Annotated in this window: 9 protein-coding genes and 6 tRNA genes; 3 read left to right on the top strand and 12 right to left on the bottom strand. The window is 51.1% G+C overall.

Going from position 1 to position 12,685, the window contains the following annotated elements; genetic code table 11:
* Positions 1–185 precede the first annotated feature (185 nt).
* Positions 186–1,352, top strand: coding sequence for a 3-demethoxyubiquinol 3-hydroxylase (gene ubiF, locus O1Q74_RS14050; protein ID WP_271873937.1), 1,167 nt, complete (start codon positions 186–188; stop codon positions 1,350–1,352).
* Between the two features lie 22 nt (positions 1,353–1,374).
* Here the strand turns inward: ubiF and O1Q74_RS14045 are convergent, their stop codons facing one another.
* From O1Q74_RS14045 to nagB, 11 genes are all read right to left on the bottom strand, one after another.
* Positions 1,375–2,007, bottom strand: a complete 633-nt coding sequence (locus O1Q74_RS14045; protein ID WP_271873934.1) for a hypothetical protein — start codon at positions 2,005–2,007, stop codon at positions 1,375–1,377.
* A 167-nt stretch (positions 2,008–2,174) separates the two neighbouring features.
* Positions 2,175–2,249: transfer RNA gene (locus tag O1Q74_RS14040), tRNA-Gln, on the bottom strand.
* Positions 2,250–2,255: 6 nt separating this feature from the next.
* Positions 2,256–2,332: transfer RNA gene (locus O1Q74_RS14035), tRNA-Met, on the bottom strand.
* A 53-nt stretch (positions 2,333–2,385) separates the two neighbouring features.
* Positions 2,386–2,460 (bottom strand) — tRNA-Gln (locus O1Q74_RS14030).
* A 36-nt stretch (positions 2,461–2,496) separates the two neighbouring features.
* A tRNA-Gln gene (locus O1Q74_RS14025) sits at positions 2,497–2,571 on the bottom strand.
* A gap of 54 nt (positions 2,572–2,625) precedes the next feature.
* Positions 2,626–2,710, bottom strand: a tRNA-Leu gene (locus O1Q74_RS14020).
* A gap of 7 nt (positions 2,711–2,717) precedes the next feature.
* Positions 2,718–2,794: transfer RNA gene (locus O1Q74_RS14015), tRNA-Met, on the bottom strand.
* Between the two features lie 219 nt (positions 2,795–3,013).
* Positions 3,014–4,678: an asparagine synthase B gene (gene asnB / locus O1Q74_RS14010; RefSeq protein WP_271873932.1), complete on the bottom strand. Its 1,665-nt coding sequence runs from the start codon at positions 4,676–4,678 to the stop codon at positions 3,014–3,016.
* A 203-nt stretch (positions 4,679–4,881) separates the two neighbouring features.
* A complete protein-coding gene (gene nagC, locus O1Q74_RS14005) occupies positions 4,882–6,105 on the bottom strand; it encodes a DNA-binding transcriptional regulator NagC (protein ID WP_271873930.1) in 1,224 nt (407 codons plus the stop codon).
* Between the two features lie 123 nt (positions 6,106–6,228).
* Positions 6,229–7,374, bottom strand: coding sequence for an N-acetylglucosamine-6-phosphate deacetylase (nagA, locus tag O1Q74_RS14000; protein WP_271873928.1), 1,146 nt, complete (start codon positions 7,372–7,374; stop codon positions 6,229–6,231).
* Between the two features lie 19 nt (positions 7,375–7,393).
* A complete protein-coding gene (gene nagB / locus O1Q74_RS13995) occupies positions 7,394–8,194 on the bottom strand; it encodes a glucosamine-6-phosphate deaminase (RefSeq protein WP_271873927.1) in 801 nt (266 codons plus the stop codon).
* A gap of 375 nt (positions 8,195–8,569) precedes the next feature.
* On the opposite strand from nagB, the gene nagE reads away from it, so the two are divergent.
* Together nagE and glnS are read left to right on the top strand one after the other, a co-directional pair.
* Positions 8,570–10,066, top strand: a complete 1,497-nt coding sequence (gene nagE / locus O1Q74_RS13990; protein WP_271873926.1) for an N-acetylglucosamine-specific PTS transporter subunit IIBC — start codon at positions 8,570–8,572, stop codon at positions 10,064–10,066.
* 156 nt (positions 10,067–10,222) lie between these two features.
* Entirely contained in the window at positions 10,223–11,881 is a 1,659-nt protein-coding gene (glnS, locus tag O1Q74_RS13985; protein WP_271873925.1) for a glutamine--tRNA ligase, read from the top strand.
* Positions 11,882–11,944: 63 nt separating this feature from the next.
* Here the strand turns inward: glnS and fur are convergent, their stop codons facing one another.
* Positions 11,945–12,394, bottom strand: coding sequence for a ferric iron uptake transcriptional regulator (fur, locus tag O1Q74_RS13980; RefSeq protein WP_225087336.1), 450 nt, complete (start codon positions 12,392–12,394; stop codon positions 11,945–11,947).
* Between the last annotated feature and the right edge of the window lie 291 nt (positions 12,395–12,685).

The following is a 12,685-nucleotide window of genomic DNA, read 5'->3' as shown; positions in this document are numbered from 1 at the left end:
ATTCGGGGCGGTATTGTAATCGTTCGCTGACGTTGTGACCAGCACCGGAAACTGCGCTGATTTGATAACCCCTTACTTTCTATAAAAATGCGGCTTTTCTGAAAAATCACTCGCAAATCCAGTACACTACTTTTATGCACTTTTACCGGCGTGAGTACACCGGAACCAGAGAGGATAAAGCCAATATGCATTACGATGCGATTGTAGTTGGCGGTGGCATGGTCGGCGCGGCTGCGGCGCTTGGGCTGGCACAGCAAGGATTTCAGGTCGCGGTGATTGAGCAGGACATGCCGACGCCGTTTGATGCCGTCAGCCCGCCAGATTTACGGATCTCGGCGATTGGCTACGCGTCGGTTGCGCTGTTGAAAGCACTGGGCGCATGGCAGCGGGTGCAGCAGATGCGCAGCGCGCCTTATCGCCGACTGGAAACCTGGGAATGGGCGAATGCCAGAGTCGTTTTCGATGCTGCTGACATTCACCTGCCTGAGTTGGGTTTTATGGTGGAAAACCGCGTGCTGCAATTGGCACTCTGGGAAAGTTTGCAGGAAGAGGAACGTTGCCAATGTTACTGCCCGGCCACGCCGCAGAACCTGCAGCGCACCGATGAGGGCTGGTGTTTACAGCTTGCCGATGGGCAACAGCTGACGGCTTCGCTGGTGATTGGTGCCGATGGCGCGAACTCTCAGGTTCGCCAGTGGGCGGGGATTGGCATCAGCGGCTGGCAGTATCGTCAGTCTTGTATGTTGATTGGTGTTGAGACTTCGCAACCCCAGCAGGATGTGACCTGGCAGCAGTTCACACCGAGTGGCCCGCGTGCATTTTTGCCGCTGTTTGACCAATGGGGATCGCTGGTGTGGTATGACAGCCCGCTGCGTATTCGTCAGCTTCAGGCGATGCCGCTTACACAGTTGGATAAAGAAATTGCGGCCGCGTTTCCTGAGAGATTGGGCTCGGTCAAGGCATTCTCCGCCGGATCATTCCCGCTGGTCAGGCGTCATGCGCAAACCTATATCAAGCCCGGTTTGGTGCTGCTGGGGGATGCCGCGCATACCATCAATCCGCTGGCGGGGCAGGGGGTTAATCTGGGATATCGTGACGTCGAGGCACTGCTGGATGTGCTCATCAACGCACGTAATGCAGGAGAAGAATGGGCTTCTGAGCGTGTGTTACGCCGCTATCAGTGCCGCCGTATGCCGGATAACCTGATGATGCAAAGCGGGATGGACCTTTTCTATAACGCGTTCAGTAACTCGCTACCGCCGCTGAGCTTTGCCCGCAATATGGCGTTGATGGTGGCACAGCGCGCTGGCGTGTTAAAACAGCGCGCATTGAAGTATGCCATTGGCGTCTGATGAATAATGAGGACGCCGCTCGCTACAGCACTGGCTCTGCGGTGAAGATAATATCGGTGTCCTCATTGGTTGTTGCGGTAAAGCGAACCTTTCCTAGCTGACGCATGCCTTTCCCTGAGGTCTGGCTATCCTGAAGCAGGCCGAACATCATCTCGGTCACCTCAGGGCTTTCGAGATTATTTTCACCTGATGACGTGTTTTCACCCAATAGCGCAGAAAACGCAGCAGTGACGATTTGCAGATTCTGTCTTGTTGCTTCAGGGGATTCTGACGCGGCGTTGAGTATCACGAGTCCATTAAGCTGCTGGCTTTTACTCTCTACCGACCCAATTAGGCCGACGTGCTCATTAAAAATGTGCTGAAAGTCATCGACGGACGTTCCTTTTTCCATATTAATGGTCAATTTGAGAGGAATATTGAGTTTCGTCAGATTGGCATTCATCCGATCAGCGAACGTTTGCGATGACATCTTGAAAGAAGGAACGCTGGCAGCATAAGTTGGGGTGATGAAGCAGAAGAGTAATGCGACGCTGAGTAGCAGCTTGGTTAATTGTGCACGTATGACAGACCATTGTGATTGGCCGATGCCATTCGGCTGTTGCAGCATAACGTGGCTGAAACCATGAATAACAGAGGATGTCGATAAAACCTTCATGCCCGCCCTTTTAGGAAAATCGAATGATTGGTGTGGATATGTTAGCACCAGACTATGTTAATAACAGATCATGTTAATACCATGATCATCTGAATACCATGCATAACAAAACGGGGCGACGTCTTTCGACTGTCGCCCCGTTTCTTTGCTGTTTTACCAGCTTTATTTGGCTGGGGTACGAGGATTCGAACCTCGGAATGCCGGAATCAGAATCCGGTGCCTTACCGCTTGGCGATACCCCAAAAATATGGTGGCTACGACGGGAATCGAACCTGTGACCCCAGCATTATGAGTGCTGTGCTCTAACCAGCTGAGCTACGTAGCCAAATGTACTGCTAATGTTACTTTACTTCAACAACATCTTCTACATCAAGTAGATGGCTGGGGTACCTGGATTCGAACCAGGGAATGCTGGTATCAAAAACCAGTGCCTTACCGCTTGGCGATACCCCAACAGGACAACGAATTTTTTCAGCATAAGTCTTGAAATGGCTGGGGTACCTGGATTCGAACCAGGGAATGCCGGTATCAAAAACCGGTGCCTTACCGCTTGGCGATACCCCAATCACTACAAAACACTAACAAGCTTCGAAAAGCGATGTCAGACCGAGAAGATAATGGTGCGGGAGGCGAGACTTGAACTCGCACACCTTGCGGCGCCAGAACCTAAATCTGGTGCGTCTACCAATTTCGCCACTCCCGCAAAAAGATGGTGGCTACGACGGGAATCGAACCTGTGACCCCAGCATTATGAGTGCTGTGCTCTAACCAGCTGAGCTACGTAGCCATCCTTTCCGCGTCACCTTCATCGGCGTTGCGGGGCGCATTATGCGTAGTTGGCCTAATTGCGTCAACTAGTTTTTTCCCGAAAAGTGCCCTCAATGTATCGTTTGTTTGGGTTGTGAACAGTATGGTGAGAAAAACGCCAAAAAGCACGCATTCCCAGTCAATTAAGCGTACAAAAACGGGCCATGAAAGGCCCGTTGACTGAAAAAATTAAATCGAATTATTTGTAGGCTGACTGGTGTACGCCAACCGCGCGGCCTGATGGATCGTCCAGTTTTTTGAAAGATTCATCCCACTCAATTGCTTTAGCTGATGAACAGGCGACTGACGGACCACCTGGCACGCATTCTGCGGCGCTGGGAACCGGGAACAGCTCTTCAAAGATTTCACGGTACAGATACGCTTCTTTGGATCCTGGCGTGTTGTACGGAAAGCGGAAGCGTGCCGTTTCCAACTGCTGATCGGTAACCTGCTGAGCCGCGACTTCTTTCAACGTGTCGATCCAGCTGTAGCCTACGCCGTCAGAGAACTGCTCTTTCTGGCGCCATGCAACGCTGTGCGGCAGATAGGATTCAAAGCACTCACGCAGGATGTGTTTTTCCATTTTGCCGTTGCCGCACATTTTGTCGCGTGGGTTGATGCGCATGGCAACATCGAGGAAGTTCTTGTCCAGGAACGGCACGCGAGCTTCCACACCCCAGGCAGACATCGCTTTGTTGGCGCGGGCGCAGTCATACTGGTGCAGAGCCAGCAGCTTACGCACGGTTTCTTCATGCAGCTCTTTGGCGTTTGGCGCTTTGTGGAAATAGAGGTAACCGCCAAATACTTCGTCAGAACCTTCGCCAGACAGCACCATCTTGATGCCCATTGCCTTGATTTTACGCGACATCAAGTACATCGGTGTTGAGGCACGAATTGTGGTGACGTCATAAGTTTCGATGTGATAAATCACGTCGCGAATTGCATCCAGCCCTTCCTGCACGGTGAAATGAATTTCGTGGTGCACGGTGCCCAGATGGTCAGCCACTTCCTGCGCCGCTTTCAAATCTGGCGCGCCTTCTAAACCGACGGCGAAGGAGTGCAACTGAGGCCACCAGGCTTCGCTGCGCTCGTTGTCTTCTACGCGACGTGCGGCGTATTTCTTGGTGATTGCGGAGATAACGGAAGAATCCAGGCCGCCGGAGAGCAACACGCCGTAGGGCACGTCAGACATCAGGTGGCTTTTCACTGCTTCTTCCAGCGCATCACGCAACGCTTCTTTATCTGTTTCGTTGTCTTTTACGGCATCGTAGTCAAACCAGTCGCGCTGGTAATATTCGCGGATTTCGCCGTCTTTGCTCCACAGGTAGCTGCCCGCCGGGAATTCTTTGATGGTGCGGCACACCGGCACCAGCGCTTTCATTTCAGAAGCGACGTAGAAGTTACCGTGCTCATCGTAACCCATATACAGCGGGATGATGCCGAGGTGGTCACGGCCAATCAGGTAGGCGTCTTTTTCACTGTCGTACAGCGCAAAGGCGAACATGCCGCGCAGTTCATCCAGGAATTCAGGGCCTTTTTCCTGATACAACGCCAGAATGACTTCGCAGTCGGAACCAGTCTGGAATGCGTAACGGTCACCGTATTGCTGACGCAATGCCTGATGGTTATAAATTTCACCGTTAACGGCCAGAATGTGGGTGCGCTCAGCGTTGTAAAGCGGCTGTGCGCCCGTGTTGACGTCAACGATAGACAGACGTTCATGAGCCAGAATCGCTTTGTCGCTGGCATAAACGCCGGACCAGTCTGGCCCGCGGTGACGCATTAAACGAGACAACTCCAACGCTTTCTTACGCAGTTCAATAGGATCGCTTTTCAGATCAAGCACACCAAAAATAGAACACATACATGACTCCCAGTAATGACAGATTCGAACTCAGTGCCATTGATTTAGCATCAAAGCGCCATAGGAATTCAATATTATTTAATGAAAAAAGCCATTGATGTGGTGTTTCGTTAATTTATTCGGTCTTTTGGTGTGAATTATTCAAATTCATGAAGGGGAAAGGCCGGATTTTTAGTGATTACATAATCCGGCCAGAACGGGAATCAGGCATTTTCGAGCAATTGTTGTAGCAACACGCCATTTAGCATCGCCCGTTTGACCAAGGCAAACGCGCTGATAGCGGAAAGATGGTTGAGACTGGAGGTCTCAATCGGCAGGTTATGACGAAATTCTTTCAGCACCTGCGTGTTGATACAGCGTTGAATTGCAGGAAGCAGCGTTTTTTCTGCTTCGGTAATTTCACCAGCAATCACAACTTTCTGAGGATTGAACAGGTTGATTGCGATGGAAAGCGCTTTACCGAGGTTGATTCCTGCCTGTTCGATCACCTCGCGGGCGAGGGCATCTCCCCGATTTGCCGCTTTGCAAATGGCGGAAATCGTTACGTTATCTGTAGAAAGCTTGCTGGGGTAACCTTGACGCAGCAGGTGCTGCACCCGCTGTTCAATGGCGGCGTTGGCCACGACGGTTTCCAGACAGCCGAAATTGCCGCAGTGGCAGCGATCGCCGAGTGGATCGATCTGAATATGGCCGATCTCGCCCACGTTGCCGTTGCTGCCGAGAAAAATTTGCCCGTTGACGAGAATACCCGCACCCGTACCGCGATAGACACGTACCAGAATAGAATCCAGCGAGTCGTGGGTGGCACCGAAATAGTGTTCTGCCAACGCCAGGCTGCGAATGTCATGACCGACAAAGCTGGTAACGTTGAACTGGCGTTGCAGATTTTCGACCAGTTTCCAGTTATTCACGCTGATGTGTGGCATATAGCGAACAATGCCCGCGACGGGATCAACCAGCCCCGGCAGCACAACGGAGATTGCAATGAGTTCGCGAATGCGGCGCTGGTGGCTGGCGATAAAGCCGACAATCGCCTGAAAAAGCGCGGCTTCCAGCGCTTCCTGCGTTTTCTCTTGCAGGTCGTAATGCGTTTCTTCCAGCGCTTTTCCCTGTAAATCGTACAGTGCAATGGTCGCGTCGTAACGACCGAGGCGGACGGCGATAGAATGGAAAGGGCGGTTTTCGGTGATAATAGAAATGGCGCGTCTGCCGCCGGTAGAAGCCTGCTGATCGACTTCTTTGATGAGCCCGCGTTCCAGAAGCTGACGGGTGATTTTTGTGACGCTGGCAGGCGCAAGTTGGCTCTGTTCTGCTATCTGAATGCGTGAGATGGGGCCTTGCTGGTCAATCAGGCGGTAAACCACCGCGCTGTTTAATTGCTTAACCAGATCGACATTCCCTATCTGCGCCTGTCCGCCTGTGGTCATGAAAAAGTTACTCGCTTCTTTAGGTAGAAACGCAGAGATAAATGCGTCGTTTTCGTCAACGTGGAGTAACCCTAGCTCGGTTTACCCCACGTATGTCTGCTTTACCCCAAGACGTTTTTCACTTTATCCCCAAACCGGGTTACCGTTAACAAACGTCTTGAGAATGTGATAATCACGGTCAAAGGCGGTCAGGTTGGCCACTTTACCGCTTTCAATACTGCCTAACTGCTTATCGACGCCGATGGCGCGTGCGGGATAGAGCGTCGCCATTCGAATGGCTTCATCTAGTGCGATACCCGCATGCTCGACGCTATTACGCACGGCTTCGATCATGGTCAGTGCAGAACCGCTCAGCGTGCCGTGCTCATCGACACAAATGCCATCACGGTAGTATATGGTTTTACCAGCAAAAATGAATTGGTCAATATCTGCCCCCGCCGGTGCGGTAGCGTCGGTAACCAGCACCAGCTTATCGCCCTTGATACGTTTACTGTTGCGAATATTGGCCCAGTCAACGTGTCGCCCATCCGCGATAATACCGCAATAGACTTCCGGAGCATCGTAAATCGCGCCGACTAAACCGGGTTCGCGGCCGGTCAGATATGGCATGGCGTTGAACAGGTGAGTTGCGAAACGAATACCGGCGACAAAGCCCTGCTTCGCCTGTTCCCAGGTCGCGTTGGAGTGCCCGGCAGAGACGATAATACCCGCGGCCGTTAGCTGACGGATAACCGACGGTTCGACTTCTTCTGGCGCCAGCGTGACTTTTGTAATGGCGTCTGCGTTAGCGCACAGAAAGTCGACGAGCGCTTGCGTGGGCTGGCGAATAAAGGCGGGGTCATGTGTACCTTTCTTTATCACGTTCAGCCACGGGCCTTCGAGATGCAGCCCCAGCGCCTGATGTTTATTCTGTGCCAGCCACTCTCTCATCACATCGATGCTGTGCTTCATGAACGCATCGCTGGAGGTAATCAGCGTAGGTAAAAAGCTGGTGCAGCCTGAACGCTGGTTTGCTTGCTGCATGATCTCCAATGTTTTGACGGAGATCGTATCCAGCGAGTCGTTGAACTGCACGCCGCCGCAGCCGTTCAACTGGAGATCGATAAACCCCGGTGCGAGGAACGCACCGTGCAGGTCGTGTTGTTCAATGCCAGGAGGGAGCTCGGCAAGTGGGCAGACTCGCTCGATCAGCCCATCGGCAATCACGACAGCGTGATTGTCCAGAATCTGATGGCCGGTGAAAATCCGGCTGTGGGTTAACGCGTACATCATCGACTCCCGCGATCGGTTAGAGGTTCTTCATACTTTCCGTTTCTAACTCACGGAAATATTTAACAGTTTTTACCTTCAGCTCCATCGTGGAAGGTTCATCGCACACCATGATGGCTTTGGCATGAAGCTGCAAACAGCTGATGGTCCACATATGGTTGACGTTGCCTTCTACCGCAGCCTGTAGTGCCATCGCCTTGTTGCGCCCGGTCACCAGAATCATCACTTCTTCGGCATCCAGTAACGTACCAACGCCAACGGTCAGCGCAAATTTAGGTACCAGACTGACGTCCCCGCCGAAAAAACGGGAATTGGCGATACGGGTTTCTTCCGTCAACGTTTTAATGCGGGTGCGGGAAGCCAGAGAGGAGGCGGGCTCATTGAAAGCGATATGTCCATCATTGCCCACGCCACCCATGAAAAGATGAATTTTTCCGTAGGACTTTATTTTCTCTTCATAGCGGCGACATTCTGCTGTGGTGTCTTCTGCGTTGCCGTTCAACAGGTTAATGTTTTCACGCGGAATATCAACGTGATTGAAGAAATTCTGATGCATGAAGGTATGATAGCTTTCCGGATGATCGGTCGGCAGGCCGACATATTCATCCATATTGAAGGTCACAACGTGTTTGAAGCTCACCAGACCCGCCTGATGCATAGCGACCAGTGATTTGTAGGCCTCCAGCGGTGAGCTGCCAGTTGGTAGCCCAAGGATAAAAGGGCGCTCTGCGCTGGGCTTGAAAGCGTTAATTTTCTCAACAATGTGGCGGGCGGCCCATTTTCCGACGTCGGCGGCGGTGGTTAAAGGTATGAGTCTCATCGGCGCTCTCCTGATTTTTTAGTGGAATTAAATACGTTATTGTGCAAATCGCGCCAGCTACGCGTTTTGTCTATGCATTAAAATTAGTCTACTCCGTTTTTTTTAATCTTGAAATAAGTTGGGATTTTATTCAGGTATAAACTTTTAATATGCAGTTTTTTGGTGATTTTTATCACATAATTAAGGGGTTTAATTTGTGTGGCGAATTATTTTTCTTACACTTCCCCTAAGAACTACCGCTGGCTATGTTTTTTCGACATTGAAGCTTTACGACAATGAAGTTTTCGACAGCGACGTTCTTCGGCAGTGAAATTTATTGGCAGGTTTGTTTGCCCCACAACATTTCATTACCTCGCAAAGGTAAGAGAGGGAAAAGTGAGTACTCTGAGCTATTTACAAAAAGTCGGTCGGGCATTGATGGTGCCTGTCGCGACGCTGCCTGCTGCCGCCATCCTGATGGGGATAGGTTACTGGATTGATCCGGTTGGCTGGGGAAGCGAGAATGCGTTGGCGGCACTCCTCATCAAATCAGGTGAGGCGATTATCGGGCATATGGCGGTGTTGTTTGCTGTCGGTGTCGCTTATGGCATGTCGAAAGATAAAGATGGTGCGGCGGCATTGACTGGCTTTGTCGGCTATCTGGTGCTGACCACGTTGTGTTCACCGGCCGTTGTCGCTATGATCCAACGGATCCCTGTTGAACAGGTGCCCGCTGCGTTTGGCAAGATTGAAAACCAGTTCATCGGGATTCTGGTTGGTGTGATGTCGGCCGAACTGTATAACCGCTTTAGTCAGGTTGAACTGCCTAAGGCGCTGTCGTTCTTCAGCGGACGCCGCCTGGTCCCGATTCTGGTTTCTTTCCTGATGATTCTGGTGGCGTTCATTTTAATGTACGTCTGGCCGGTGATTTACAATGCGCTGGTATCGTTCGGCGAATACATTCAGCAGTTGGGTTCGGCTGGCGCTGGGGTTTATGCCTTCTTTAACCGCTTGCTGATTCCTGTTGGATTGCACCATGCGCTGAATTCTGTGTTCTGGTTTGATGTCGCGGGTATCAACGATATTCCTAACTTCCTGGCTGGCCAACAGTCTATCGACTCTGGTAAAGCCGTCGTGGGGATCACCGGACGTTATCAAGCGGGCTTCTTCCCGATTATGATGTTCGGCCTGCCGGGAGCGGCGCTGGCGATTTATCACTGTGCGCGTCCTGAAAACAAAAGCAAAGTGGCCGGGATTATGCTGGCGGCGGCATTTGCCTCCTTCTTTACCGGGATTACCGAGCCGCTGGAGTTCTCCTTCATGTTTGTGGCGCCGGTGCTGTATTTCCTGCATGCGCTGCTGACTGGTTTTTCCGTCTTTATCGCGGCCAGTATGCATTGGATTGCCGGATTTGGTTTCAGTGCCGGTCTGGTGGACATGGTGCTGTCCTCACGTAACCCGCTAGCCACCCAGTGGTACATGCTGCTTGCTCAGGGGCTGGCATTCTTCGTCATTTACTATGTGGTGTTCCGTTTTACCATTATGCGCTTCAATCTGTTAACGCCGGGCCGTGAACTGGCTGTAAGTGGTAGCGAAGCTGATGGATATGACGTGAGTACCGCAGCCGCGAGCGAGAAATCAGGCGATGCAGCGGCATTGGCGCGGGGTTACTTGCAGGCACTGGGCGGCAAAGCCAACCTGATCGGCATTGATGCCTGTATCACACGCCTGCGTTTGAATGTGGCTGATTCCTCTCTGGTTGATGATGCACAGGCGAAGCGTCTAGGTGCGGCGGGCGTGATTCGTCTGAATAAGCAAAGCGTACAGATTGTCGTGGGCACACAGGCTGAATCGATAGCGACCGCACTGAAAGCGGAGCATAGCAAGGCGTAACATAACGGCGCTATGCTGATGAAATTGATAGGGTGAGATAGCAATCTCGCCCTTTTTTTTCGTTATGAATAATTAAATGAAACTAACGGTTGTTTCCCAGCGTAGCTTGTTGGATCATTGTCGGTTATACGTCGTTTTAGCATTGAGGAAGGAAGAATGAGTGAGGCTGAAGCCCGCCCAACCAACTTTATCCGTCAGATTATCGATGAAGATCTGGCGTCCGGTAAGCATGACCATATTCAGACGCGTTTCCCGCCAGAGCCGAACGGCTATCTGCATATTGGGCATGCAAAATCTATTTGCCTGAATTTTGGTATCGCGCGTGACTATCAGGGGCAATGCAACCTACGTTTTGACGACACCAACCCGGTAAAAGAAGATATCGAATACGTTGAGTCGATTAAACGTGACGTCGAGTGGCTGGGCTTTTCATGGAGCGGCGACGTTCGCTATTCTTCTGATTATTTCGATCAACTGCATGCGTATGCGGTTGAGCTGATCGGTAAAGGGCTGGCTTACGTTGATGAACTGACGCCCGAGCAGATCCGTGAATACCGTGGTACGCTGACGGCACCGGGAAAAAACAGCCCTTACCGCGATCGTACCGTGCAGGAAAATCTGGCGCTGTTTGAGAAAATGCGTAACGGTGGATTTGCGGAAGGTACGGCCTGCCTGCGTGCAAAAATCGATATGGCATCGTCCTTTATCGTGATGCGCGATCCGGTGCTGTATCGTATTAAATTTGCCGATCACCACCAGACGGGCAACAAGTGGTGCATCTACCCGATGTATGACTTTACCCACTGCATTTCCGATGCGCTGGAAGGAATCACGCATTCACTGTGTACGCTGGAATTCCAGGATAACCGTCGCCTGTACGACTGGGTGTTGGATAACATCACTATTCCTTGCCATCCGCGTCAGTACGAGTTCTCTCGCCTCAATCTCGAATACGCGATTATGTCCAAGCGTAAGCTGAATCAGTTGGTTACGGAAAACGTCGTTGAAGGATGGGATGACCCACGCATGCCTACCATTTCTGGCCTGCGTCGTCGTGGTTACAGTGCGTCTTCTATCCGTGAGTTCTGTGTGCGCATCGGCGTGACGAAGCAGGATAACAACGTGGAAATGGCTGCGCTTGAATCCTGTATCCGCGACGATCTGAATGATAATGCCCCGCGTGCGATGGCGGTGCTGGATCCGGTCAAAGTGGTGATCGAGAATCTGCCAGCCGGGCACGAAGAATTTGTCGCGATGCCAAACCATCCGAACAAACCGGAAATGGGTTCACGTCAGGTCGCATTCAGCCGTGAGGTTTATATCGATCGCGCGGACTTCCGTGAAGAAGCCAACAAACAGTACAAGCGCTTGGTGCTGGGTAAAGAAGTGCGTCTGCGTAATGCCTATGTGATCAAAGCCGATCGCATTGAAAAAGATGAGCAGGGCACCATCACCACGATTTACTGTCGCTATGATGCGGAAACGCTGAGCAAAGATCCGGCTGATGGTCGTAAAGTGAAAGGCGTGATTCACTGGGTTTCTGCGGCACACGCGGTACCAGCTGAATTCCGCTTGTACGATCGCTTGTTCAGTGTGGCAAACCCTGGCGCGGCGGAAGACTTCCTGTCGACGATTAATCCAGACTCACTGAAAATTACGCAAGGTTTTGTGGAAGCAAGCCTGGCGCAGGCGGAAGCAGAGAAAGCGTATCAGTTTGAGCGTGAAGGTTATTTCTGTGCCGACCGTGTTTACTCCAGTGCGGAACATCTGGTGTTTAACCGTACGGTTGGACTGCGTGATACCTGGGTAGGCTAACGCCTCCGGTAAGAAGACAAAAATAAAACCGCCTCGGCGGTTTTATTTTTTTATGCGGTCGATTTATCGTGTTGATTCGTGCAGGGTTTCATCCTCGCGGCAATCCCCTTCACTGCAATGCCCGTAGAGATACAAACTGTGGTTGGTCAGTTTAATGCCGTGTCTTTCTGCGATCTCGCGTTGGCGTGCTTCGATAGATTCATCGCGGAATTCAATGACTTTGCCACAGTCGAGGCAAATTAAGTGATCGTGATGATGCTGTTGTGTCAGTTCGAAGACGGATTTACCCCCTTCGAAGTTATGACGAGTGACGATGCCCGCATCATCAAACTGGTTGAGTACGCGATAGACGGTAGCAAGACCAATCTCTTCGCCCATATCAATCAATCTCTTATATAAATCTTCCGCACTGACGTGGTGACAGACCGGATCCTGTAACACTTCCAGAATTTTCAGTCTTGGAAGCGTGACTTTCAGGCCGGCCTTCTTTAATGCGATATTGTTGTCAGTCATGCGGGTTTAGTCCTGTTGCTTGCTTATCAATGGAGGCTGCCTAGCCTATGACATCGGTCGGCGCAAAAAATGTAATAGCGTCCCAATTATAGAACCGCACATACAAAATGAAAACAAGGGAATGTTAACAATATTGTCCCCATTCATATTACTGGTATACAACGCAATCCGTTGTTGATGAATAAAGAAATGGTGAAGTACGTATAAAACCGATGGGATTATTGTACAGGTTTACGGATAGAAGTTAAAAAAATGTATCAATTATTATGAAAGGTTTTACCTATCAATGTT

Origin of the sequence: Pectobacterium sp. A5351 (assembly GCF_028335745.1) — a bacterium.
Lineage (GTDB): Bacteria > Pseudomonadota > Gammaproteobacteria > Enterobacterales > Enterobacteriaceae > Pectobacterium.
Note: the sequence above shows the minus strand (reverse complement) of the source record. Positions and strands in the feature narration are given on the sequence as shown.